The organism is Chryseobacterium balustinum, assembly GCF_900168205.1.
In the GTDB taxonomy this organism is placed as follows: Bacteria; Bacteroidota; Bacteroidia; order Flavobacteriales; family Weeksellaceae; genus Chryseobacterium; species Chryseobacterium balustinum.
The window spans coordinates 87342-111380 of sequence record NZ_FUZE01000009.1 but is presented as its reverse complement, the minus strand read 5'-3'; the positions used below and the strand labels follow the sequence as shown (position 1 = coordinate 111380).

Below are 24039 nucleotides of genomic sequence, written 5' to 3'. Positions count from 1 at the left end.
ATAAAACAAGTTCACTTGCGTTTGATATACAATTTAAAAATCTAAACAATGAAAAGAAAACTTTTAAACATTTTTACGGTCTCTGCAATTATTACAACAATCGGCTTTCTTATGGATGGCGATGTGAAAGAACCAAGCATGACAATGCGCTTTACAGAATTTTTTGCAATGATGACCATGCTGTTTCTAGCAATATCTGTAATTTATCTTCCAATAAATTCTCTGACAAAAAAACTTCAGAGAGTACGTCAATAAACTTTAATTCCTTTTTTATTGTTAGAGCGCTGAGATTTTCTTCGCGCTTTTTTATTTTGGTTTAAAAAAATAGCACAATCTTATGTCCTGCATTTTTATTATTTTAGCCAATTAGATTTTAAAGATAATTAACATCAATATTTTCGGGTGAAAAAGCAAGATCTTCCTCAGGACGAGAGTAATTTACAATCAGCAAATATGACCGAAGTGTTGTATGTGACTGATGAAAATGACAATTACACCACAGCAAACAGCATTGGTTGGGATGCCAAAAAAGCAGCTCTCGAAGAATCGATGGAGCTCATTAATGAACGCATCGAAGAAGCAAAACAAAATGTGGCAAACAATTTGGTAAGTCCTATCGTCTATTTTATGGAATTAAATAAAATGGATATGCAGGTTTTAGCAGCTTACGTTAATATGTGGCAATGGACTGTGAAAAGACACGCAAAACCCAAAATTTTTAAAAAACTCAGCGATTCTACCCTCAAAAAATATGCAGATGCATTTGAGATTTCGGTAGATGAATTAAAAAATTTCAACGGCAAATAAAAATGAAGATCAATTTTGAACACCACCAAACTGCACATTGCGAAAACGGTGTTGCCTCCAATCTACTTCTCAACAGAGGTCTGAAACTCAGCGAACCTATGATTTTCGGAATCGGGTCGGGTCTGTTTTTTGTATATCTTCCTTTTTTGAAAGTTAATTTTGCTCCGGGTTTTAGTTACCGCCCGATGCCGGGTGCTATTTTCAGCAAGGCGGCAAAAAGACTGGGAATTAAAATTAAAAGACAAAAATTCTCAAATCCTCAGGAAGCTCAAACGGCTTTAGAGAAAAATTTAGAACAAAATATACCAACTGGTTTACAGGTAGGCGTTTTCAATCTTACTTATTTTCCTGAAGAATATAAATTCCATTTCAATGCTCACAATCTCGTGGTGTACGGAAAAGAAAACGGAAAATTTCTCATCAGTGATCCTGTAATGGATTTCGCAACAACATTGTCTGAAGCAGAACTGGAAAAAGTACGTTATGCAAAAGGAGCACTCGCTCCAAAAGGTCATATGTACTTTCCAACTCACATTCCGGAAAATGTAAATCTGGAAGAAGCGATTAAAAAAGGAATTAAAGATACCTGCAAAAATATGTTGGCTCCAGTTCCATTAATTGGAGTAAAAGCAATGCGCTGGGTCGCAAAAAGTATCCCGAAATGGGCAGATAAAAAAGGCACAAAAGTGACCAACCATTACTTAGGACAATTAATCAGAATGCAGGAAGAAATAGGAACCGGCGGTGGCGGATTCAGGTTTATTTACGGAGCTTTTTTACAAGAAGCTGCCGTTATTCTTAAAAATGACGAACTGAAAGAATTGTCTAAAGAAATTACCGCAATCGGAGATCTTTGGAGAGATTTTGCCGTAGATATTGCACGAGTTTACAAAAACAGAAATTCGAAAAGCGATATTTACAATCAGCTTTCAAAATCAATGCTGCATATTGCCGATTTGGAGGAAGCTTTTTATAAAAAACTGAGAAAAGCGATATAGTTTGGAAAATATCATCGAAATAAAAAACCTTTACAAGAAATACAAAAATTCGGAAGACTTTTCGGTTAATGATATTTCTTTGAACATCGATAAAAATGAAATCTACGGAATTCTCGGTCCCAACGGAGCTGGAAAAACCACCTTGATTTCTATGCTTTCAGGTTTAATTAAACCGACATCAGGAAGTTTTACCATCAGCGGATTGTCACCTAAAAAAGACAGTTCGAAAATTAAACAAATCATTGGTGTTGTTCCTCAGGAATATGCGCTCTACCCGACTTTGACGGCGAAAGAAAACCTTTTGTTTTTTGGAAGTTTGTATGGTTTAAAACATAAAAATCTTCATAAAGAAATCGATGATGCTTTAGAATTAATGGGCTTAACGAAATTTGCCAATAAAAAAGTCGACCAGTTCTCAGGTGGAATGAAACGCCGTTGCAATCTAATTGCCGGAACACTTCACAACCCAAAAGTATTGTTTCTGGACGAACCGACTGTTGGTGTTGACGTACAGTCCAAAAAAGCAATTATTGATTATCTTTTAGATTTAAATAAAAAAGGAACGTGCATTATTTATACTTCACATCACCTTTCGGAAGCGGAAGAATTCTGCACAAAAATTGCCATCATAGACCACGGAAAAATCCACGCGACAGGAACACCGGAAGAGTTGGTTGAAAGAGTTGCCAATGCCGAAAACTTAGAAGATGTTTTCATTTCATTAACCGGAAAAGAATTGAGAGATGTTGTATAAATTGTGGAGAAGTTTCATCAAGGAAATTCAGTTATTGAAAAGAGATTCGGGTGGAATTGTCATTATATTTTTAATGCCTTTGTTGCTGATAATTACCATCACTTTAATTCAGGATTCGACATTTAAAAATCTGGAAGGTTCAAAAATTCCAATTATTTTCATTGATAATGATAAGTCTGAAATTTCTAAGAATATAAAGCTGGAATTACAACGCAGTAAAACTTTTGATTTACTGACAAATTATGATGAAAAATCTGCGCAAAATGCAGTTTTTTCAGGTGATTATCAAATGGCAATTGTCATTCCTGAAAATTTAACGAAAGATTTAAATTCAAATATAGATTCTAAAGTTCAGACTATTGTCAGTTCGTTTGGCTTGGAAACCGATTCGACGGCAGTAAAAGCTGTGGCTTCAAAAACCAAAGATATTCATCTCTATTTCGACCCCGCAACCAACGCAGGTTTCAAAAATTCAGTAATGAATGCCATTAACAAAATGGTTTTTGAAATTGAGAATAAAAAAATATACAAAGCCTTTCAAGATCAATTAGGAACAACCGAAGACCTTGAAAATAAAAGTTTAATTACTTTTAAAGAAATCACTCCGAACAAAGGAAAAGAAGAATTAATGCCAAATTCGGTTCAGCACAATGTTCCGGCTTGGGCATTGTTTGCGATTTTCTTTATTGTCGTTCCATTATCAATTAATTTAGTTAAAGAAAAAAGTCAGGGAACGAGTGTGAGAGTTCGTGTGAGCCCGACTCCTTATTACATTCATATTTTAGGAAAAACATTTATTTATTTAATTATTTGTGTCATTCAGTTTTTGCTGATGGTTGCAGTGGGAATCTGGCTTTTCCCGTTGATGGATTTACCTCAATTTGACGTTACGGGAAAAATGTTTCATCTTCTGATTGTAACTTTATTTGCAGGATTGGCAGCGATTGGATTTGGGGTTTTAATAGGAACAATGTCTAATACGCAGGAACAGTCAGCACCGTTTGGTGCAACATCAGTCGTAGTTTTGGCAGCGGTTGGTGGAATTTGGGTTCCTGTTTTTTTGATGCCCGAATTTATGCAGAAAATTGCGCAGTTTTCCCCGATGAATTGGGGACTGAATGCCTATTACGATATTATTTTGAGAAATAGTGGACTTGGCGAAATTGCTAAAGAATTGATTTTCTTATTTTTATTTTATATTGCGATGGTAACGATTTCGTTGTTGTATGAAAGGAAACAAAATAGTGTTTGATTTATGAAAGCATTTATATCATATGAAGGCTTACCCATAAAATCTGGTGGCGCGCACACTTTAACTAATAAAAACCAAAAGGAAAACTATAATAAGACTCTGGAATTTTTGAATGATTTCACACAAATTAAAGCAGAAGAAATAGAACTTACCATTTATGAATCTGCACATAAAAATTATTCAGTTTTAAAATATTTAATCAAACTAATATTTAGTTTTGGATTTCCGAAAATGAGAAACGATGGATTTCTTAAATCTTGGAGTTGGAATTTATCTCAAAAAAATATTGAGAAAGGGTTTGAGTTTTTACAATTAAATCAACAACTACCCAATAATCCTTTTGGTCCAATTTCATTAAATATCAAATGGAATTTTTATTTTAAAAATTCTACAACTAAGGAGGTTTTGCCTAACCAAAATTTAATTCCTCAGATTGATTTCAGAATTAGGAATTCTCAGATATATTTGAGAATGGCAGAAAAATCAACAATGTCTGTTTGGTTCGCTTTTCCTTTCGAAAAAATAACTGAATATGAAAAAGAATATTTTAAAAAATTAAAACTAAATCTTCCATTTAATTTTTCTAACAACCATTGGAAATTATGGAAAGTTTCAACAAAAGGGAATTGGACATCACAAAAAATAGAATTCTAAATGCAGTCTAAAAACATAACTTGTACCGAAGAAGTACGCGTACGTTTCAATGAGACAGATCCACTGGGAATTGTTTGGCACGGTCATTACATCGTGTATTTTGAGGACGGAAGGGAGGCTTTCGGAAGACAGCACGGTTTAACTTATCTCGATATTCAGAAAGCTGGATTTGTAACGCCAATTGTGAAAAGTACGTGTGAACATTTTCTTCCTTTAAAATATGGCGAAACATTTAATATCGTAACAACTTTTGTGAATTCAGTTTCAGCGAAATTGATTTATAAATACGAGATTTTTAATCAGCAAAATCAATTGGTTTGCAGTGGCGAAACCATTCAGGTTTTTTTGGACTCTGACAATAACTTATGTCTGTACAATCCTGAGTTTTTTCAGACCTGGAAAGATAAAATGGGATTATAATGAAGGAAATTTACATTACAGATTATAACTGCGTCACACCTTTAGGTTTTGATGTAGAATCAAACTGGAAAGCGCTTTTAGAAGGGAAATCGGGCGTAGCTTTACATCAAATTAGCGATAATCACGAAGCTTTTTTTGTTTCTAAAATTGATTCTGAGAAATTAGAAATTGAATTTAAAAGATTCTTCGACTCCGCTCAGAAATCGAAGATTCGGCGTTCAGCCAATGACAATTTTACAAGACTTGAAAAAATGTTTTTACTAAGCCTAAAACCTTTGGTAGAAAGACATAACATTACAGAAGAAACTGCTTTTATTTTATCTACAACAAAAGGAAATATCAGTTTATTAAAAAACAAAACCACTTTACCGGAAGGCGTTTACCTTTCCAATTTAGCCCAAAAATTAGCTGATTTTTTCGGATTTAAAACCAAACCAATTGTTGTTTCCAACGCTTGTGTTTCCGGAGTTATGGCAATTTCTGTAGCGAAAAATATGATTCAGGCAGGAAAATACAAAGATGCTTTTGTCGTTGCCGGAGATGAAATTTCAGAGTTTGTGATTTCAGGATTCAATTCTTTTCAGGCAATTGGAAGCGAACCTTGCAAACCTTATGATAAAAACCGTAACGGAATTAATCTGGGTGAAGCAACAGCAGCGGTTTACATCACTTCAGAATTAAATCAGAACGAAAAATTTAAGTTTAAAGTTTTAGCCGACTCAGCCATTAATGATGCCAATCATATTTCGGGACCTTCAAGAACCGGCGACGGATTGTTTGCAAGCATTCAAAATGCAATGAAAGAAGCGAGAGTTTCAGCAGAACAAATCGATTTTATTTCCGCTCACGGAACAGCAACCATTTACAACGACGAAATGGAAGCGATTGCTTTCAACCGAATGGAATTACAAAATGTTCCTTTGAACAGTATGAAAGGATATTACGGACATTGTTTAGGAGCTTCAGGTTTATTGGAAAGCATTATTTCTATGGAATCTGCTTTACATAACACGTTGATTCCATCTAAAAACTTTGAAGAAATGGGAGTTTCTCAAGATTTAAATATTATTAAAAAAAATCAACCTGCAGAAATTAAATATATTCTGAAAACAGCTTCAGGTTTTGGTGGATGTAATGCAGCAATTGTTTTGGAAAAAGCATAAAATAATTTTGTAATTTTGATAGAATTAAAGTTTTAGGAAATGGAATCTACTTTAGAAATCAGAAAAAGAATTCACGAATTCATTGATATTGCAGATGAAAGAATCTTACGTATTATCAATGGAATTATTGATGCAGAAGAAGAGGTAATTTCAGAATCAAATCCAACTGTTCCGGAATGGTTTTATGATGAATTAGACAAAAGGAGAGAAAAACATCTGAAAGGCGAGACGAAATCCTATTCTTGGGAAGAGGTAAAAGAAAGATTGATGAAAAATTATGGTTTATAAGTTAATTTTAAAACCCGAGGCTGAAAATGATTTAGGAGAAGCAATTGAATATTACCAAAGTAAAAGAAAAGGTTTAGGTCTTAAATTTTTAAAATGTGTTCAAAAGTTCTTTGACAGAATTACCAAAAATCCGCTTCATTACCCTTTAAAGAGTAATCAATTTCGTGAGGCATACATTCAAAAATTTCCTTACATTATCATTTATGAAATTATAGACAACGAAATTGTAGTCTTCTCTGTTTTCAACACCTACCAAAACCCAGAGAAAAAGCCTTAAACTTTTGAAACTTATTAATGAAGAAAACAGACATTTGCACTATAGAAAATTCAAAAATCATTCTCAACAACGAAATTATTTTTGAATCTCAAACAGAAAACTTTTCAGATTTTGCGAAAGAAGCCTATAAAAGTTTAGAACTGAGTTATCCTAAATTTCATAAAATGGATAACTTAAGCAAACTCGCTTTTCTTGCTTCTGAAATGATTTTAAAAAACGAGGATCACAACAAGACTGCTTTGGTTTTCGCCAACAAATCCTCAAGCCTCGACACAGATTTTAAATATCAGGAAAGTATCAATTCTCAGGACAATTATTTCCCGAGTCCTGCCGTTTTTGTGTATACTTTACCTAATATTTGCGTTGGTGAAATCAGTATTAAACATAAAATGCAGACCGAAAATGCTTTTTTTGTTTTGGATGAATTCGATGAGGATTTTTTAAACGCTTATGCAAAACAGATTTTAGACTCAGGAAAAGCTGAAAAAGTCTTATGCGGCTGGGTGGAACTTTATCAGGAAAGTTATAAAGCTTTTGTATATTTGCTAACTACGTAATTTAACAATATAACAGTATAACAATGTAACAATACTATTCAGTCCCAATTGGTAAACTGGTACATTGATACATTGGTAAATTTAAAAGAAATGGAAGACTTAAAATTAGAATTAAAAACAAAAATTATAGAAGTTCTTAATCTTGAAGACGTTGCAGTAGAAGAAATCAAAGATACAGACCCATTATTTGGTGGCGGTCTTGGATTAGATTCTATCGATGCTTTGGAATTAATTGTGCTTCTTGACAAAGACTACGGAATCAAATTATCTGACCCTAAAAAAGGAAAAGAAATCTTCCAATCTATCGAGGTGATGGCAAAATTCATCGAAGAAAACAGAACAAAATAATTCAATCTAACAATGTATCAATCTAGCAATGTTCCAATATTGTTACACTGTTAAATTGATACATTGCTACATTATTTAAAAGATGAGTCAAAAAATTGCCATTACAGGAATGGGCATTATTTCCTCCATTGGTAAGAATGTTGAGGAAAATTTCATTTCGTTGACGACCGGTAAACACGGGATTTCCGACATTGAAATGTTTGAAACACGTCACGCCGGAAATATTAAAACAGGCGAAATAAAATTGTCTAATGAAGAATTGATACAGAAACTTCAGCTTGCTGAAGATAACAATGTCACAAGAACCGCTTTGTTAGGAATGGTTGCCGCAAAAGAGGCTGTAGAAAATGCCGGAATTTCGGATATTAATAAATACAAAACCGGGCTCATTTCCTCCACAAGTGTTGGCGGAATGGATATCACCGAAAAATATTTCTACACCTACGAAGATTTCCCTGAAAAGCAAAAATATATCGACTCTCACGATGCCGGAAGCTCATCACTTGCCATTGCAGATTCATTAGGTCTAAAAGGGATGGTTTCTACCATCAGTACGGCCTGTTCATCTGCAGCCAATGCCATTATGATGGGGGCAAAACTCATTAAAAACGGTGTTTTGGATCGTGTAATTGTCGGTGGAACAGATTCTCTTTCAAAATTTACTTTGAATGGTTTCAATACGTTAATGATTCTCACGGATTCTTATAACACACCTTTCGATAACGACAGAAAAGGATTAAATCTTGGCGAAGCAGCCGCTTTTATTGTTTTGGAATCTGAAGAAGTCGTTAAAAAAGAAAACAAAAAAGTACTCGCATATCTTTCCGGTTACGGAAATGCCAATGATGCGCATCATCAAACTGCTTCTTCGGAAAATGGACAAGGTGCGTTTTTAGCAATGGAAAAAGCCTTGAAAGTTTCAGGTTTAGATAAAAAAAATATCGATTACATCAACGTTCACGGAACAGCAACGCCAAACAATGACTTGTCGGAAGGAATTGCGATGATTCGAATTTTTGGTGAAAACCAAGTTCCGGAATTCAGTTCTACGAAAGCGTTTACCGGTCATACTTTGGCTGCAGCTGCAGGAATTGAAGCAGTTTATTCGATTTTGGCAATGCAAAATAATCTGATTTTCCCGAATCTTAATTTTAAAACCAAGATGGAAGAATTTGATTTGACTCCGGTTACTGAACTCAAAGAGAAAAATATCAATCACGTTCTTTCCAATTCGTTTGGTTTTGGAGGAAATTGTTCAACCTTAATTTTTTCAAAATCGTGAGTGCCGTTTACATCAACAGTGCAGCCTGCATCTCAGTTCAGGACACTTTAAACGAAAATTTTTTTCAAAATTTACAACCTGAAAATTCAGTTCAGATTGTAAAAGCGATTGAACCCAATTACAAAGAATTCATTCCGCCTGCAGCAAGCAGAAGAATGTCTAAAACGGTAAAAATGAGCACCGTTGCTTCTCAATATGCTTTGAAAGAAGCAGGAATAGAAAAACCCGATGCCATTATTGTTGGAACCGGAATGGGTTGTTCGCAGGATTCTGAAAAGTTTCTGAAAAATGTTTTGGAAAATAATGAAGAGTTCTTGACTCCAACCTATTTTATTCAATCGACTCACAATACCGTTGCAGGACAAATCGCCTTAGGATTGCAATGTCACGGCTACAATTTTACATATGTGAACACGTCTTCGTCTTTGGAATTTTCTATGTTGGATGCTCAACTTCAAATTAATGATGGTGAAGCAGATAATGTTTTAGTCGGTTCTACAGACGAACAAACCGACCGAACAATGGAATTGTACAAACTCAACAGTACTATTAAAAAAGAAGAAAATCTTACCGTTGATTATTTAAACTCAAAAACTGAAGGCGTTATTTGGGGTGAAGGCGCAAGTTTTTTTGTGTTAGGAAAAGATAAGGCAGAAAATTCTTATGCTCAACTAAAAGATATTCAACTAAGCAATAGATTAGATTTAGAAGAAACTCAAAAATTCATTGAAGATTTTTTAGCTAAAAACAATTTAATAACTCAAGATATTGATGTTGTTGTTTTAGGTTTCAGCGGAGATGCAAAATCTGATGTTTATTATACAAAAGCAATGCATTTATTTTCAAGTTCAGCGTTGCTCTATTACAAACACTTGAGCGGAGAATATAATACGGCAAGTGGTTTTTCAACATTTATGGCTTGCCATATTTTGAAAAATCAGGAAATTCCTGAAGTGATGATGATTAATGATTTAAAGAAAAAAGAAATTAAAAATATTCTTTTATATAATCATTTGGGTGGAAATGACCATAGTTTGGTTTTGTTGGGGAAAGCTTAATTTTTAAACGCAAAGTTCACAAAGATTTTCATTTTAATATTGAAAACATTTTTTGTTCGCAAAGGCGTTTCACTCAGTAAAGTAAAACAGAGTGTTTGTCATTCTGACGAAGCAAGAATCTTAACTTCAATATTTAGATTCTTCATTTCGCTTTGCTACATTCACAATGACAAACAGAGCATAATAAAAAGAAACAATTAAACAATAAAAGATGAAACACTACCCATTTATCCTATTTTATCTTTTCTGCAACGTATTTATTTATGCGTTTCAAGGGAGTTTTTGGGTGTATCTTTTTTGGTTTTTAGTGTTTTCAGCGGTTGTAGTTTGGGGTTCTTTTGATATCACATTAGGATATTTTGTCAACAGTTTCACTCATAAAAGAACTAAAATCAAAGAAGTTGCATTGACTTTTGATGATGGGCCTACAGAATTTACTCCGAAATTTTTAGATATTTTAAAAGAGAATAACGTAAAAGCTACTTTTTTCTGTATCGGAAAACAGATTGAAAAATATCCTGAAACTTTTCAACGAATTATTTCGGAAGGTCATACGATTGGAAATCACACGTTTTCACATTCTAACAACACCGGTTTTCTGTCAACTCAAAAAATGATTGAAGAAATCGAAAAATGTGATGAAATGATGCTGAAAGTCGCAAACATAAAAACCGATTTGTACAGACCGCCTTTCGGAGTTACCAATCCGAATATTGCAAAAGCAATGAAGAAAACTCACAAAAAAAGCATCGGCTGGAATGTACGTTCTTTGGATACAATCACAGAAAATGAAAAGAAAATCTACAAAAGAATCACGAAAAATCTAAAAAAAGGAAGCATTATTTTACTTCACGATACTTCGGAAAAAACGTATAATGTTTTGGTAGATTTATTGCTATTTTTGAAGGACAAAAAGTATTCAACTTTTACGGTTGATTAATAATTTTTTAACCGCAAAAGTCACAAAAGTTTTTGAACACGTTAGTTTTTTTTAAGTTTAATACTTTGAAAACAGAAGTTCACATAAGACGAAAATCAAAGATTTTCAAAAAACTAATGTGTTCTTTTAATATAGCGAATTGCTAACTTTCATTTAACTTATGTATTATAAAAAACTTTTTGCCGCTTTTGCGGTTAAACTTAAACAATAAAATAATGATTAAAAATATTGCTTTCGGAGCGTTTTTATTAATTTCAAGCTTCTTTTTTGCTCAAAACACAGCAATGTCGGGAGCGGAAGCAAAAGCATTCGTAACAAAAGTTTCATCGGAAACAAAAGAAATAAAAACTTTACAAGCCGATTTTATTCAAACCAAAAAGATGGATTTTTTGGATAAAAGCATTATTACGTCAGGTAAAATGTCTTTAAAATCGCCAAATACGCTGAGCTGGAAATACACAAAACCCTATCAATACAGTATTATTTTTAAGGAAAATAAAATCTTCATCAATGACCAGGGAAAAAAATCCTCGGTTGATACAAAGAGCAAAACTTTTGAAAAAATCAATAAATTAATTGTCGGAAGTTCAAATGGAAAAATGTTCAGCGACCCGGAATTTGCAGTTGCTTACTTTAAAAACGGAACTTCAAATATCGCAAAGTTCACTCCGAAATCTGCTCAATTATTGAAATATATCAAACAAATTGAGCTTCATTTTCCTAAAAATCAAACGACGGTTTCACAGGTAAATATGACGGAAGCTTCGGGAGATACAACGAATATTGTTTTCAAAAATACAAAAATCAATGCGCCGATTCCTGCTTCAGAGTTTTCTTTATAGTCTGATTTTTTTGCTGTTTGTTTCTTGCAAAACTTATCAACTTACAGACGTAAAACCGATTTCAAATTCTGAAAAAACAGTTGAAAATCTATACTTTTCTTCTAACGAAGATTATGTTTATAAATGCCAAATGGATATTTATAAAAATCACGTCAGCGGAATTTTAATTATCAAAAAGATCAAGGAAACAACACATCGTGTCGTATTAACTTCTGATTTTGGAAATAAATTGATTGATTTTGAAGTTTCGGAAAATGATTTTAAACTGAATTACGTTCTTCCGGATTTAGATAAAAAAATCGTCATTAATTTTTTGAAGAATGATTTTCAGGAACTTTTAAGACAAAAATATCCTGTGAATGAAAGTTTTGAAAATGAAAATTCTAAAATTTATCTTTCAAAAATTGAGAAGAAAAACTATTATTTATTTTTCAACAAAGAAAATAATCTGCTGAAGCAAATCATTTATACAAAGAACAATAAGGAAAAAATCGATTTTAGTTTTGATGCAAAAAAACATATCTTCGCAGATAGTTTGAATCTTCAACATAAAGATTTCAAAATCAATATTAAACTATTTCAAATCACTGAAACTGAATAAATAATGCAGACCATTCTTACAGATTTTTACACTTTAGAATCCTATGAAAAGGCAGAAAACGGAAGTTTTATTGCTCATATTTCTCTGAATAAAAATCACGATATTTTCAAAGGACATTTCCCAGGAAATCCTGTAACTCCGGGAGTTTGTATGATGCAGATCGTGAAAGAACTAACTGAAGAATTTATAGGTAAAAAATTGTTTCTTAAATCGGCTTCCAATGTAAAATTTATGGCAATCATCGATCCTTTTGAAACGCCTGATTTAACGTTACAACTGGATATTAACGAAGGCGAAGAGGAAATTAAAGTAAAAAACACCACTTCGTTTGGCGAGACTATTGCATTAAAAATGTCGGTAAACTATAAAAAATAGACATTATGAAATCGCCTTTATTTTTGAAACTAAATTTCAATGAAAATGACAGCGATTACATATGACCTTTAAAAATAAAATTATCTACGTATGAAACTGATTTTCTCGTTTTTGACCGCTTTTTTTCTGTTTTTTCAATCAGACCTTGATGCTTTGAGAAATAGCTATGAAAAGGCCAATTCGTCAACAGCAAACACGCAAAGTTTCATTGATATCGCCGAGAAACAGACCGGTTCTGATGCAGTAACAAATGGATACAAAGCTGCTGCGAAAATTATGGAAGCTAAAATTGTAACCAAAAACAGAAAAGCCCTCGTAAAATCTGGCGCTACAAGTCTCGAAAGTATTATTAAAAGCAATCCGAATAACGCAGAATTGAGAGTTATAAGAATGAGCGTTCAGGAAAATATCCCGAAAATTGTAGGTTATCGCGGAAGTTTGAAAGACGACAAAGCTTTTCTTTTAAATAATTACAGCAAACAAAATTCAGCGCTGAAAACGTATATTAAAAAGTTTTCAATGCAGTCTAAGACAATGACAGACGCAGAAAAAGCAATGTTAAAATAAAACAATGACCCTTCCTGAAGTGCAAAATGCAATTTTTGAAAAAAAAATCTGCGTTTTAATTCCTAGTTACAATAACGAAAAAACTCTGAAAAGAGTGATTGACGGCGTTTTAGATTACACCGAAAATATTATCGTTATCAATGATGGCTCTACCGATTCTACTTTACAGATTTTAGAAAAATATTCGATTACGATTATTAATCTATCAGAAAACAAAGGAAAAGGAAATGCGCTTAAAATAGGTTTCAGAAAGGCAAAAGAAATAGGCTACGATTACGCCATAACCATCGATTCAGACGGGCAACATTATCCCGATGACATTCCTGTTTTTGTAGAAAATCTATTGAGTGAAAACGAAGATGTTTTACTGATTGGAAACCGAAATATGTCGCAAGACGGCATTCCGAAAAAAAGTAGTTTTGGAAACCGTTTTTCTAATTTTTGGTTTTGGTTTGAGACCGGAATCAAGCTTGAGGACACGCAATCCGGTTATCGTCTTTATCCTTTACATAAAATTCCAAAGAAATATTTTACTCCAAAATTCGAATTTGAAATTGAAATTATCGTAAGAACAGCCTGGAGACACATTACCGTAAAAAATGTTCCTATAAAAGTTTTGTATGACCCTTCAGAAAGGGTTTCACATTTCAGACCGTTTAAAGATTTTACGAGAATCAGTATTCTGAATACTATTTTAGTAACCATCACTTTATTGTATATTATTCCGAGGAATTTTGTGAATAATTTCAAAAAAAAAAGCTTTAAAAAATTTATCAAAGAAGATGTTCTGGAAAGTGAAGGCACAAATAGAGTGAAAGCTTTTTCAATTGCTTTGGGTGTTTTTGTTGGTTTTTTACCTTTCGCAGGATATCATACGCTACTCGTAATTTCTTTATCAATACTCTTCAAACTCAATAAAGTTCTTGCTTTTGTTGGATCGAATGTTAGCTTACCGCCGTTTATGCCATTTATCATTGCTGCTTCATTATTATTAGGAGTTCCTTTTGTAAATGGAAATAGCGACATTTTCAATCAAGAATGGAATTTTGATTTGGTGAAAAATAATATCTTTCAATATATTATCGGAAGCCTAATTTTATCGAGTACAATGTCTGTAATTTCGGGAATTGCTGCTTTTCTTTTTCTGAATAAAGTGAACCCTGAGAATAATTAATTTTCATAAAAAAACTGCAAAGCCTTTCGACTTGCAGCATTAATTTAAGTTTATAATTGGCTCTTATTTTTTAATTATTTTCTGAGAATGTGTTTTCCCATTTTTATCGATTAAAACTAATAAATAATTTCCTGTGCTTAATTGCTTCACAGAGATTGATTCTCTTTCAACTTTTGCATGTAAAACCATTCTTCCACTAAGCTCATAGATTTTTGCCTCAATCGGAGCAAAGTTTTTATTCGATTTAAAATTAATAATATCAAAAGCCGGATTTGGATATACCGTAAACAGATCTTGAATATTCTCGATATCTTTAGTTCCTAAATGGGTTCCTTCTACAACATGAAGGGTGGCATTTGGTATAACATTATTGATGATATCTACCAATCCGGAAGGCCATTTTATCACCACTTTTGTAATTGCCGTTGCCTGACCAATCCCGAAATGCGTATTTAAAGTATTCATATTTCTGAATCCTACTCCACTTTGTACATCGCGAATCTGTTTTCCCCAAGCGCCATAAATTTCTACTCTTGCACCAATTCCGTTTCTGTTGCTTTGAGTTCCTTGTAAAGTTACTTTTAGCCATTTATTGGTATTCCCCGCATTCAACATAATGGTATTTCCATTCTGAATATCAAGAAAACCGTCATTGTTAAGATCCCCAATCGGTCTGTTGTTGTAATTTAAATTATATTGGTTTGCATTAGGAGTAAATTTAAAATTTCCATCCCCAAACATAATATTATTTCCAGCTCCTAAAATATCTAAAAACCCATCATTATCAAAATCGTAGGCAACATACTCTCTGCTTAAACCACTTGTAATATCATAGCCCGAACCCGCAGAAACATCTAGAAAAGTTCCATCACCATTATTCTTCATCACTTTGCTGGCTCCATTTGCTGTAGAATTCATTCCCACTACTGCATCCATCCAACCATCATTATTAAAATCTCCCCAAGCTGAAGACCAAGTCTGAACAGGGTTTGCCATATTTGCCATTGCCGCTACATTCGTGAAAGTTCCATCACCGTTATTTCGATGAAGTTCATCAATATTTCCACCAGGTCCGGAACCTCCCCCGCTACATTTAGCGATAAATAAATCCATATCACCATCATTATCATAGTCAACCCAAATGGAACCATAATTTCCACCTGAAGGAAAGTCTCCCATGCCACCCTGATTATGATTCAAATTGGTTCCGTCATTCATATAAAATCTGTTGGGAGCATTATCATCACAGACAAAGGCATCTAGTTTTCCGTCTTTATTGATATCTACAAAATTGGTACGCTGCGTAAGAAAAGATTGAAGCTTTCTGTCTACGGTGAAGCCTGTTCCCGTTGCATTGGCTTTTACAAAAGCAATTCCGCTGGCAGAACCATAGATAAGATCATTGAAGCCATTATTATCATAATCTCCTGCAGCAATACTCCAATATGGTAAAACTGAAGTATTAGGAATCGTATGAGTTACCTCATTAAAAGTACCTCCCGGTTGTTGATATGAAACTACTATCTGAGTATTATTGACTACCGAAACGATATCATCTAAATAATCACCATTCATATCTACCACACAGTGGTTATAGATTCCCGGAGCATTTACAGACTGTTGATTAAACGATAAACGACTTGGTACAGGAATAGTTTCAGCGACTGTAAAGTTAAATCCTGAGCTTGTCCATCTATTATCAAAAGTGATGTAATAAGTGGTTCCTGCTGTTACTCCAAAAGTTACCTGAGAAGCCAAACCTAAAAAATCATCATTTGCAGTCACACAAGTTTGACTTCCGCAATTTCCTTTAAAAACAATTATTCTTGTATCTACATTTTGTCCTGGCAAAGCCGTGGAAACAGTAATATTAATATTTTGAGTTGCAGTATATTTATACCATAACGCTGCATTTCCAGAATTAGCAAGCGTACAGACTGTCGGAAGAGGTGTACCTGTAACTGCAGGAGCAGTATATGTTCCCGTTGAAAGATTCATTGCTGTAGCACAGCTTAATTGTGCATTTCCCCATGTTATACTAAATAATACAACAAAAAAGGATAGTTTTTTTTTCATGGTTATTTTTCGTTTGGTTTTGGTTTTATGGACAGTTTTGGTTCAAAGAATTTATCCATTGTTTTAAAAGATCTACCCCTTCATCGTGAACAACGGTTCTTCCCAATAAAGGCATTCTCATACTTTCGTCCACAGAATTCAGTCTATAGTTCATTACAGATTTATTATGATTTCCCGGAGTAATAATCCTTTCCAAAGACTGATCGATAGGCTCATCTGCTGTTACACAAACTCCCATATTTGCAAAGTTGGTAGTTTTATTAAAGCTCAGTCGTATAGCTCTATAATCACAACGAGCCTTTTCCTGATGACAATGCGCACAATTGATATCAACATATGAACGCAAGCGAATATCTACAGGTTTACTTGTATCTCTGTAATCAACTGTAGAAACAATACTTGAAGGATAACTTTGTAAATAACCTTCATCGACGAGCTTTTGTAACTGATTTTTTAGTCCGTTTGGATAGTTATAAGAAACATTAAGATTTTGAGGCTTTACACCAATCGGAACTGGCTGGTTATCCAATTTATGACATGCATAACATTCCGATTCCGAAGGAATCCTATAAGCTGTAGTAATAACATCATTATTACTTTTCTTAAATGTAATATTTTTTGAACTTCCGCTTGTAAAATCTGCTCCTGTTACCAAATTTGCTTCAGTTTGATCATCATTCCACAAATATTCCGCAAATATCCAACCGCTCGCTTTTTTAATCATTAATCTTGTCTCAATAATTTTTGTAGTGTTATTGGGCTGAACCGTATCGTAATAAAAGTTTTTAATTAAAACTGTTCCAACAGGAAAATTCAATGACTGATCATCTGAGACATAACTTGCTTTGGTAGATTGCGGCATCCAGATAAATCTCTTTTTTAAAGCATAATCTGTAAAAAGTGAGCTTGCAGGTTCATAAGGAATCACTTTTTTTGATGGATTTAAGTTTTTTAAATCTCCCGTAAAAAAAGAATACGTTGAAAGCTTTGAATAAGGAACTGCGTCAATATTAAAGTTAACAAGGGAACTTTCTGTTTCTACAGTTTCCATTTTTTCATCAGTTTTACATGAAAGAAGTAGTAAAAAAGATAAAATTAAAAAATAGATTTTTTTCATTAATTCAATGGTATTGGAAAAACGAAGATAGATATTTAACACAATCACCACCAAACATTTTCACAAAAAACAAATAATTATATTTAGAATAATTCAACAAAACAAATTAATAAACACGAAATTCACGAACAACACAACAAAATACGACTATAAACATAATTTAATTAAAACTAAAAAAGCTATGAAAATTGCTTCTCATAGCTCTATTCTAATAAAATATTTTGTTCTAAAAAAAGGTTTATTTCACATATTTATTCACTTTCTTCAAATATCTCTCTACATTTTCTTTATCAGAGATTGTCGTAATTTCTTTTGTCAAAGCTTTTTCAAATTCTATTTTTGCTTTTGAATATTCTTTTTGTTTAAAATAATATTTCCCAGATTGATAATAAGCCAACCAAAAATCAGGATTTAATGACTGATAATGCGGAATAAAATCATCGGTAAGAATCATATTATCCGAATCATTTGCATTTTGTATTTCAGAATGAGCAAATTTAAACTCTTCATAATTTTCAAATTCCTGAGAATCCAGAAAAGGATCTTTTGCGATATTTAAATTTGACTTTGCTAATTCACCGCTTTTTAATCTTTTATCGGAGAAAATTTCGTTTAAATCATAACAGACAAATTCTCCCAATTGATAAGGATTTGAAGAAACCCAAACCAGTCTTTTCTGTGGCGAAAAAATCACGGCGTGATGCGCTAAAAGCTGGTTAATCGCCTTTTCATTTCCATAACCTATTTTTTCATCTTTCAAACCGGATTTATCTCTTAAAATGGAAGCCATTTTTTCAGGATTCAGTTTTTTGTTTTCTTGTAAAAGTTCCTGAAGTTTTTCGTAACGATATTCGGAATGGCTTTCTACAATGTGTTTTTGATTCCTTTTATCATTTTTATAAGCTTCAGATTGAAAATGATTGGTACAAAAAACCTTACTTGAATTTTCAACTCTGTAAACCCCAAAATTATCCGGAGAAACTTCAATAATTATGGCGTTTTTATCATTCGCACTTCCGACCAAAATAGATTCGGAAACAAAAACTTTTCTTTTTTTCGCAATTGCAATCGCTTCGTCAATCGTTGTAGCGTATTGCAGAATTTCTCTTGTCACAAAAGAAATCGGAGTCTTCGCGGTCAACGGAATTTTCGATTTCCCCGCATTGATTGTCACCGTAATTCCTTCTTTATTCATCCCCGAAACCACGCCAATCATTCCTGGCCAACTTACTGACAGATATGGAATTCCGTTTTCGGGTTCTATAAATTCGACCAATTTATTTTTAGCAAATTCGTCACCTACATAAAAATCGAAATTTCTCCCAATCAACAAATCACCATCTTCTGTATTTTCATTCCAAACCGCAAGAGAAGTACAGCCAACAACCATCAAATCCTGCATTGCGTGACCAATATCGTGCGCTCCGTGCAAATACATCGCTCTTCTGAATTTTGGAGCAATAAAATCATATTTATCTGAAGAATATTGAGATAAACCGTATAATTCAGCCTGAAAATCTTCTCTTACGTTGAGATACATTTTCCGATTGTACCATTTCAGAAAACCTCTTAACAATTTTTGTTTGAATTTTGACGGAACAAAACCTTCTACTTTAGAAAAGAAAATTTCTTCCTGTTTCTGCATTAAATCTTGCGTTAAAGCTCCATTGTTATAGCCCAACTGCAAAGGGTTTCCTTTGATGTACAATTCCCAAAGCTGTTGTTTATTTTTGGTTAAATAATTTTGATTAAAACTAAAAGTGGAATCGTTGATTGTATTAACTTTTGGGACTTCTAAAGAATATTGGCTTACATCCGGAATGTGTTTGATTGATTTTCTGACACCGCAAGAGCTCAGGTTGAGAATAAGGATAAGGCTGAGAAAAAATAAAATTACAGCTCTGTCACTTCGGCGAAAGGAAAAATTTATCTTAAAATTAGATTCATCGTTACGCTTCGCTTCACTCTGAATGACAAAAGTGTGTTTAGATTTCATTATTATTTTTAATCATTTGTGTCAAACGTTCATCAATTTTTTCTTTTCCTAAAATTTCAGCGCAGGTATTGAAAGCTCCGATTGTACAGCCTAAAATCCCGTGCATATTGACAGTTTGCCCAGTCAGAAAGAGATTGCTAATCTTTGTGCGTGGAGAAACCATCGTTTTCAAAGGATTTTCTGAGCTTTTGATGTAACCGTACATATTTCCTTCAAAACTTCCGATATAATCACGGTAAGACAAAGGAGAAGAGGTATAAATATTTTTAATTGAACCTCTTAAATTCGGTATTTTCTTTTCTAAAGCATCAATCATTTTTTCTGCTTTTTCGAGCTTAAATTTTTCGTATTGTTTTCCTCTTTCCCGTTCTTCAGCAATTGTATTTACGGTATTTTGCCAAGCTTTAACTTCCTCAAAATCCATATAAGAAATGGCAGTTAAGCTTTCTGCAAATTCAGGATGATGCTTTGAAGGTGTGGAAGAGAGCATATAGGTTTCTGGCCACGCTTTTTCATCGTAACGATAGGCATTCCAAACCGATTCTTCTGACGAATAATGGTAAATATTATAATTGAAATTAGAAATTGTCTGAGGTTTTAAAACCAAATAAACGCTGAAACACGACGAAACAGGCTCCCAACTTAAGACTCTGTTTAAAAAAGATTTCTTCAGCCTCTCTTCACCGATTAATTTAGTTAAAGTATGAATTTCAATATTAGAAATAAACTGTTTGGCGAAATATTCTTTTCCTGATTTTGTTTTTACAGAACTTAAAACATTATTTTCATTAAAAATAATTTCAGAAACCTCCGAATGCTTATGAACATCTGCTCCGTATTCTCTTAATTTTCGAATCAAAAGTTTTGAAATCTGACTTCCTCCTTTCACACATTTGTAAGCACTTTGAATGTAAGAATTCACTGTCAATGCGTGAACGTAAAAGGGAATATTTTCAGAATCTCCTGCGTATAAAAAATTGGAACCCAATAAAACAGATTGTAGTTTTGTATTCTGAGTAATCGATTCGATGAATCTTTTGGTATTTAAATGAAGGATTTCTTCGCTGTAACTATCTTTCCCTATCACATTATATCTAGGGAAATGATTACAAATGCGCTGAATTTCTTCACAATAATCTTCTAAATTCTCTCTTTCTTCAGGAAAATATTTGGATAATTGCTCAACAAAATTATCATAACCTTGTGCGTGTGGATATTCAATTTCATCGTCTCCGAAAGTGATTTTATCATAGCCATTTTCATCCATTTTCTGGAGTTCTAAATCCTCCATTATTTCCAGATATGAAAAAAACTGATGTAGGTTTTGGCCTTTTGAAAGTCCACCCAAATAATGAACTCCGGTGTCGAAAATCAATTTGTCTCGGGAAAAGGTCTGTAAGTTTCCGCCATATTGATTGTTTTTCTCTAAGACGCAGACTTTCAAGCCTTCTTTTGCCAAAATAAGCGCCGAAACAAGACCTCCTATTCCGCTACCGATAATCAATATGTCGTATGTTTTTTTCAAATTCTGATTATAGTTTTAACGGCAAAAGGTACAAAAGTTTATCAAACTGTTTAGAATAATGTGTCTAAAAATATTTACAAAAAACTCATTTTATATTGCATTATTTAAACGCAAAGGACACAAAGATTTTTTAAAATTATTGAAAATATTTTTCGTTAGCAAAGGCGTTTCACTTAGCAAAGGAACAGCACTCTATAATCCTGTTTATCAAAAACTTACAATACATTAATTTAATAGATGTTTTAATCTTGAATCTTTAAACTTTTACCTTGGCTCCTGTATTATTGAATTGCATGCAGCCCGACTTGAGCGGAAATCCTTTTTTTTGCTTTGGGAAAGCTTTGGCAAAAAACATTGGGAGCGGAAGGCGGAAATAGCTGCCATAAAAAAATATTAAACTGCTATTCGACACCGTCAAATAATTGCCCTAAAAATATTGAAAACTAATCAATATCATCCCAAAAATCGAAATAGTTGAACCATTGAAGCGGATATTTTTGAATCATCGATTCAAGATTTTGAGTGTACGAATTTAAAAGTCCCTGTGCATCACGTTTTTTAACGTTTTCAGCGACTCTTGCATACAAATGATAATGAAGATTTTTTTCTTTCATTACATATACATAGACCACCGGAACGCCCAATCTCGAAGCAATCATGAAAGGCCCTGCCGGAAATTTAGCACTCTTTCCCAGTAAATCTGCTTCGAGGAATTTAGAACCTTCAAAATAACGGTCACCCGTAAAACAGATTAATTCATTTTTTGACAATGCTTCATTAATGTCGAAAATATGCGACATATCATCTTTTACATAAATGAATTTGATATTGCTCTGCTTCACAGAAACACTTTCAAGATACTCTTTGATTACGGTAACTTCCTGATCTGTTGTTACTAAATTAATTTGGCAATCGAAATCAATTTCTGCAAAAAAATGTTCTGCAATTTCGAAATTTCCGATGTGTGCACTGATCAAAACGCCGCCTTTTTTTTCGACTAAAAGATTTCTGAGATTTTCTATTCCGTCGAATTCGTAGGTGTATTTATCTCTTAAACCAGCTGAAATTGCAGTCTTATCAATTAAAATCGTTCCGAAAGTAAAATAACTTTTAAATAAGGAGATTTTTGTTTTCCAAAAACCGTAATTGAGTCTTTTCTGGAAGTAATATCGATAATATTTGTTGCTATTTTTTTCGAATAAAAAATAGTAAAAAGCAACAAAATAAAGGACAAAATAAGAACTTCGGATCCCGATATTTCTAATGCACCAGACGAATATTCTATACCCTAAAATGGTGCCTTTAGATTTGCCTTTCCACTTGTTCATAGTATTAATTTAACAATGTATCAGTTTAACAGTGTAACAATATTTAAAACATTGGTAAACTGTTAAATTGTTATATCGTTACATTTTTTTGAGTAAATTTTTAATCGATAGTTATGCGTTTTTTTGAGTGATTTTGTTTTCTATTGTAGAGTAAAAATCATTAAAAGTAATGATCTCTTTAAAGTCTGTTTCACCTAATTTTATTCCAAAATTAGACTCAATTACCACCACCAAGTCTATATAATCTAAACTGTCTAAGCCCAAAGTCTTCTTGAAATGGGCATCATTACTGATTTCGTCACCATCTACCTCAAACTCATTGATTAAAAAATCATTAGCAATGGCAACAATTTTTTCTCTTTCCATGTTTTTTTATTCAAATTTTTTAACGATTAATGCGGAATTGGTTCCCCCAAAGCCGAAAGAATTCGACAAAAATACGTCAATTTTTTGATTTTTAGTTTCGGAGATTAAATTTATCTTTTGAGCGTCTTCGTCAGGATTTTCTAAATTAATGTTAGGCGCCACAAAATCGTTCTGCATCATTAAAATCGAATAGATCACTTCACTTGCACCCGCCATCCAACATTCATGACCCGTCATTGATTTTGTAGAGCTTACCGGGACTTCGCTTCCGAAGATTTCGTGAATTGCTTTTGCTTCGTTCGCATCACCAATTGGCGTTGAGGTCGCATGAGCATTAATATAATCAATATCATTTACTTCTAAACCCGACTGTTTTAAAGCCCGATTCATCGCTAAAGCCGGACCGTCAACATTCGGAGTAGAAATATGTCCTCCGTTTGAAGAAAAACCGTAACCCACGATCTCGCCTAAAATAGTTGCTCCTCTTTTTTGAGCTGATTCAAGGCTTTCAACAATTAAAGTTGCTGCTCCACCGCTCGGGATCAAACCGTCTCTTTCGGAATCGAAAGGTCTTGATGCTTTTGTTGGCTCGTTTTCTCTTACCGAAAAAACACCCAAACCATCAAAACTTGCCATCGAATATTTGTTAGTTTCCTGAGCGCCACCGCAAACAATCATCTCCTGAAAGCCGTTTTTAATCATCATATAAGCCAGTCCCAAAGAATGAGAACCGCTTGCACAAGCCGCACTGATGGTGAGATTGATCCCTCGTAATTTAAAAATTGTAGAAAGATTCATCGTTACCGTGGAGTTCATCGATTTGAAAATCGCTCCTGAACCCATTAAAGTAGTATCTTTTTTTTCTCTTGCAATATCGATAGATTCAACAACCGCTTTTGAAACGCTGTCGTTTCCGTATAAAATTCCGACTTCGTTTTGGTCTAAAAAATCCTGATCGATATTTGCCTGTTTTAGAGCATCTAATGTGGCAATGTAAGCATATTCGCTTTCTTCACCCATGCTTACGCGTTGACGTCTGCTGAGAAGATTCTTTAAATCAGGTTTGGGAACAACTCCGCTAAGACCTGATCTGAAACCAAATTCTTTTCTTTCATCCACTAAAACAATTCCCGACTTTCCTTGATACAGGGATTCTTTCACTTCTTCTAAAGAAGTTCCGATGCAAGAATAAATTCCCATTCCGGTAATGACTACCCTATTTTCCATCTAAATTCTAGGTTACAGGTTTCAGGTTTTTAGGTTACAGCTAATTA

At 33.4% G+C, this 24039-nt stretch carries 27 protein-coding genes; 20 read left to right on the top strand and 7 right to left on the bottom strand.

Features of this window, described 5'->3' with window-relative positions:
* The first annotated feature begins 48 nt into the window (after positions 1-48).
* The 20 genes from B5X64_RS12360 (at position 49) to B5X64_RS12265 (ending at position 14357) form a co-directional block, all read left to right on the top strand.
* Entirely contained in the window at positions 49-255 is a 207-nt protein-coding gene (locus B5X64_RS12360) for a hypothetical protein (RefSeq protein ID WP_079465548.1), read from the top strand.
* A gap of 147 nt (positions 256-402) precedes the next feature.
* The gene (gene DarG, locus B5X64_RS12355) at positions 403-807 is read left to right on the top strand and encodes a flexirubin biosynthesis protein DarG (RefSeq protein ID WP_079465547.1); all 405 of its coding nucleotides are present in this window, start codon (positions 403-405) and stop codon (positions 805-807) included.
* 2 nt (positions 808-809) lie between these two features.
* A complete protein-coding gene (gene darH / locus B5X64_RS12350; RefSeq protein ID WP_079465546.1) occupies positions 810-1805 on the top strand; it encodes a BtrH-related acyltransferase DarH in 996 nt (331 codons plus the stop codon).
* 1 nt (position 1806) lies between these two features.
* Positions 1807-2559, top strand: a complete 753-nt coding sequence (locus B5X64_RS12345) for an ABC transporter ATP-binding protein (RefSeq protein WP_079465545.1) — start codon at positions 1807-1809, stop codon at positions 2557-2559.
* Positions 2549-3811 carry an ABC transporter permease gene (locus B5X64_RS12340; RefSeq protein WP_079465544.1) on the top strand — a complete coding sequence of 421 codons (1263 nt, stop codon included), beginning with the start codon at positions 2549-2551 and terminating at the stop codon, positions 3809-3811. Before B5X64_RS12345 ends, B5X64_RS12340 begins: the two co-directional genes overlap by 11 nt.
* Before the next feature lie 3 nt (positions 3812-3814).
* The gene (locus B5X64_RS12335; protein WP_079465543.1) at positions 3815-4465 is read left to right on the top strand and encodes a hypothetical protein; all 651 of its coding nucleotides are present in this window, start codon (positions 3815-3817) and stop codon (positions 4463-4465) included.
* The gene (locus tag B5X64_RS12330) at positions 4466-4885 is read left to right on the top strand and encodes an acyl-CoA thioesterase (protein ID WP_079465542.1); all 420 of its coding nucleotides are present in this window, start codon (positions 4466-4468) and stop codon (positions 4883-4885) included. It abuts the gene before it with no gap.
* Entirely contained in the window at positions 4882-6048 is a 1167-nt protein-coding gene (locus B5X64_RS12325) for a beta-ketoacyl synthase N-terminal-like domain-containing protein (protein ID WP_079465541.1), read from the top strand. Before B5X64_RS12330 ends, B5X64_RS12325 begins: the two co-directional genes overlap by 4 nt.
* Positions 6049-6087: 39 nt before the next feature.
* Entirely contained in the window at positions 6088-6336 is a 249-nt protein-coding gene (locus tag B5X64_RS12320; RefSeq protein ID WP_079465540.1) for an addiction module protein, read from the top strand.
* Positions 6326-6613 carry a type II toxin-antitoxin system RelE/ParE family toxin gene (locus B5X64_RS12315; protein ID WP_079465539.1) on the top strand — a complete coding sequence of 96 codons (288 nt, stop codon included), beginning with the start codon at positions 6326-6328 and terminating at the stop codon, positions 6611-6613. The genes B5X64_RS12320 and B5X64_RS12315 overlap by 11 nt, the downstream gene beginning before the upstream one ends.
* Positions 6614-6630: 17 nt before the next feature.
* Complete coding sequence (locus tag B5X64_RS12310; RefSeq protein WP_079465538.1) at positions 6631-7170, top strand: beta-ketoacyl-[acyl-carrier-protein] synthase family protein; 540 nt, start codon at positions 6631-6633, stop codon at positions 7168-7170.
* Between the two features lie 90 nt (positions 7171-7260).
* Positions 7261-7518 (top strand): phosphopantetheine-binding protein, encoded by a 258-nt coding sequence (locus tag B5X64_RS12305; protein WP_074230319.1) that lies wholly within the window; start codon positions 7261-7263, stop codon positions 7516-7518.
* A gap of 82 nt (positions 7519-7600) precedes the next feature.
* Complete coding sequence (locus B5X64_RS12300) at positions 7601-8800, top strand: beta-ketoacyl-[acyl-carrier-protein] synthase family protein (RefSeq protein ID WP_079465537.1); 1200 nt, start codon at positions 7601-7603, stop codon at positions 8798-8800.
* Positions 8797-9858, top strand: a complete 1062-nt coding sequence (locus B5X64_RS12295; protein ID WP_079465583.1) for a beta-ketoacyl synthase N-terminal-like domain-containing protein — start codon at positions 8797-8799, stop codon at positions 9856-9858. The genes B5X64_RS12300 and B5X64_RS12295 overlap by 4 nt, the downstream gene beginning before the upstream one ends.
* A 211-nt stretch (positions 9859-10069) precedes the next feature.
* Positions 10070-10798: a polysaccharide deacetylase family protein gene (locus tag B5X64_RS12290; protein WP_079465536.1), complete on the top strand. Its 729-nt coding sequence runs from the start codon at positions 10070-10072 to the stop codon at positions 10796-10798.
* A 215-nt stretch (positions 10799-11013) separates the two neighbouring features.
* Positions 11014-11640 carry a flexirubin biosynthesis/transport protein LolA2 gene (gene lolA2, locus B5X64_RS12285; RefSeq protein WP_079465535.1) on the top strand — a complete coding sequence of 209 codons (627 nt, stop codon included), beginning with the start codon at positions 11014-11016 and terminating at the stop codon, positions 11638-11640.
* Positions 11606-12241 (top strand): flexirubin biosynthesis protein LolB2, encoded by a 636-nt coding sequence (gene lolB2 / locus B5X64_RS12280; protein ID WP_079465534.1) that lies wholly within the window; start codon positions 11606-11608, stop codon positions 12239-12241. The genes lolA2 and lolB2 overlap by 35 nt, the downstream gene beginning before the upstream one ends.
* A 3-nt stretch (positions 12242-12244) precedes the next feature.
* Positions 12245-12616, top strand: a complete 372-nt coding sequence (locus B5X64_RS12275; protein ID WP_079465533.1) for an ApeI family dehydratase — start codon at positions 12245-12247, stop codon at positions 12614-12616.
* Positions 12617-12706: 90 nt separating this feature from the next.
* Entirely contained in the window at positions 12707-13183 is a 477-nt protein-coding gene (locus B5X64_RS12270; RefSeq protein ID WP_079465532.1) for a hypothetical protein, read from the top strand.
* A gap of 4 nt (positions 13184-13187) precedes the next feature.
* Complete coding sequence (locus tag B5X64_RS12265; protein WP_079465531.1) at positions 13188-14357, top strand: DUF2062 domain-containing protein; 1170 nt, start codon at positions 13188-13190, stop codon at positions 14355-14357.
* Between the two features lie 63 nt (positions 14358-14420).
* Here B5X64_RS12265 and B5X64_RS12260 read toward each other — a convergent pair whose 3' ends face one another.
* The 7 genes from B5X64_RS12260 to B5X64_RS12230 form a co-directional block, all read right to left on the bottom strand.
* Positions 14421-16433: an FG-GAP-like repeat-containing protein gene (locus tag B5X64_RS12260; RefSeq protein ID WP_079465530.1), complete on the bottom strand. Its 2013-nt coding sequence runs from the start codon at positions 16431-16433 to the stop codon at positions 14421-14423.
* A gap of 25 nt (positions 16434-16458) precedes the next feature.
* A complete protein-coding gene (locus B5X64_RS12255) occupies positions 16459-17484 on the bottom strand; it encodes a hypothetical protein (RefSeq protein ID WP_228418899.1) in 1026 nt (341 codons plus the stop codon).
* A gap of 304 nt (positions 17485-17788) precedes the next feature.
* Entirely contained in the window at positions 17789-19546 is a 1758-nt protein-coding gene (locus B5X64_RS12250; RefSeq protein WP_079465528.1) for a C45 family autoproteolytic acyltransferase/hydrolase, read from the bottom strand.
* Positions 19536-21071: a phytoene desaturase family protein gene (locus B5X64_RS12245; RefSeq protein ID WP_079465527.1), complete on the bottom strand. Its 1536-nt coding sequence runs from the start codon at positions 21069-21071 to the stop codon at positions 19536-19538. The genes B5X64_RS12250 and B5X64_RS12245 overlap by 11 nt, the downstream gene beginning before the upstream one ends.
* A gap of 443 nt (positions 21072-21514) precedes the next feature.
* A complete protein-coding gene (locus B5X64_RS12240; RefSeq protein ID WP_079465526.1) occupies positions 21515-22399 on the bottom strand; it encodes an LpxL/LpxP family acyltransferase in 885 nt (294 codons plus the stop codon).
* A gap of 111 nt (positions 22400-22510) precedes the next feature.
* Entirely contained in the window at positions 22511-22765 is a 255-nt protein-coding gene (locus tag B5X64_RS12235; protein ID WP_079465525.1) for an acyl carrier protein, read from the bottom strand.
* Between the two features lie 6 nt (positions 22766-22771).
* Positions 22772-23992, bottom strand: a complete 1221-nt coding sequence (locus B5X64_RS12230; protein ID WP_079465524.1) for a beta-ketoacyl-[acyl-carrier-protein] synthase family protein — start codon at positions 23990-23992, stop codon at positions 22772-22774.
* Between the last annotated feature and the right edge of the window lie 47 nt (positions 23993-24039).

What these genes read in the sequence shown, in the direction of transcription:
- B5X64_RS12360 (WP_079465548.1), top strand. Translation starts at nt 49, where the DNA reads ATGAAAAGAAAACTTTTAAACATTTTTACGGTCTCTGCAATTATTACA.
- darH (WP_079465546.1), top strand. Translation starts at nt 810, where the DNA reads ATGAAGATCAATTTTGAACACCACCAAACTGCACATTGCGAAAACGGT.
- B5X64_RS12340 (WP_079465544.1), top strand. Translation starts at nt 2,549, where the DNA reads ATGTTGTATAAATTGTGGAGAAGTTTCATCAAGGAAATTCAGTTATTG.
- B5X64_RS12335 (WP_079465543.1), top strand. Translation starts at nt 3,815, where the DNA reads ATGAAAGCATTTATATCATATGAAGGCTTACCCATAAAATCTGGTGGC.
- B5X64_RS12330 (WP_079465542.1), top strand. Translation starts at nt 4,466, where the DNA reads ATGCAGTCTAAAAACATAACTTGTACCGAAGAAGTACGCGTACGTTTC.
- B5X64_RS12320 (WP_079465540.1), top strand. Translation starts at nt 6,088, where the DNA reads ATGGAATCTACTTTAGAAATCAGAAAAAGAATTCACGAATTCATTGAT.
- B5X64_RS12315 (WP_079465539.1), top strand. Translation starts at nt 6,326, where the DNA reads ATGGTTTATAAGTTAATTTTAAAACCCGAGGCTGAAAATGATTTAGGA.
- B5X64_RS12310 (WP_079465538.1), top strand. Translation starts at nt 6,631, where the DNA reads ATGAAGAAAACAGACATTTGCACTATAGAAAATTCAAAAATCATTCTC.
- B5X64_RS12305 (WP_074230319.1), top strand. Translation starts at nt 7,261, where the DNA reads ATGGAAGACTTAAAATTAGAATTAAAAACAAAAATTATAGAAGTTCTT.
- B5X64_RS12300 (WP_079465537.1), top strand. Translation starts at nt 7,601, where the DNA reads ATGAGTCAAAAAATTGCCATTACAGGAATGGGCATTATTTCCTCCATT.
- B5X64_RS12290 (WP_079465536.1), top strand. Translation starts at nt 10,070, where the DNA reads ATGAAACACTACCCATTTATCCTATTTTATCTTTTCTGCAACGTATTT.
- lolA2 (WP_079465535.1), top strand. Translation starts at nt 11,014, where the DNA reads ATGATTAAAAATATTGCTTTCGGAGCGTTTTTATTAATTTCAAGCTTC.
- lolB2 (WP_079465534.1), top strand. Translation starts at nt 11,606, where the DNA reads ATGCGCCGATTCCTGCTTCAGAGTTTTCTTTATAGTCTGATTTTTTTG.
- B5X64_RS12275 (WP_079465533.1), top strand. Translation starts at nt 12,245, where the DNA reads ATGCAGACCATTCTTACAGATTTTTACACTTTAGAATCCTATGAAAAG.
- B5X64_RS12270 (WP_079465532.1), top strand. Translation starts at nt 12,707, where the DNA reads ATGAAACTGATTTTCTCGTTTTTGACCGCTTTTTTTCTGTTTTTTCAA.
- B5X64_RS12265 (WP_079465531.1), top strand. Translation starts at nt 13,188, where the DNA reads ATGACCCTTCCTGAAGTGCAAAATGCAATTTTTGAAAAAAAAATCTGC.
- B5X64_RS12260 (WP_079465530.1), bottom strand. Translation starts at nt 16,433, where the DNA reads ATGAAAAAAAAACTATCCTTTTTTGTTGTATTATTTAGTATAACATGG.
- B5X64_RS12255 (WP_228418899.1), bottom strand. Translation starts at nt 17,484, where the DNA reads ATGGAAACTGTAGAAACAGAAAGTTCCCTTGTTAACTTTAATATTGAC.
- B5X64_RS12250 (WP_079465528.1), bottom strand. Translation starts at nt 19,546, where the DNA reads ATGAAATCTAAACACACTTTTGTCATTCAGAGTGAAGCGAAGCGTAAC.
- B5X64_RS12240 (WP_079465526.1), bottom strand. Translation starts at nt 22,399, where the DNA reads ATGAACAAGTGGAAAGGCAAATCTAAAGGCACCATTTTAGGGTATAGA.
- B5X64_RS12235 (WP_079465525.1), bottom strand. Translation starts at nt 22,765, where the DNA reads ATGGAAAGAGAAAAAATTGTTGCCATTGCTAATGATTTTTTAATCAAT.
- B5X64_RS12230 (WP_079465524.1), bottom strand. Translation starts at nt 23,992, where the DNA reads ATGGAAAATAGGGTAGTCATTACCGGAATGGGAATTTATTCTTGCATC.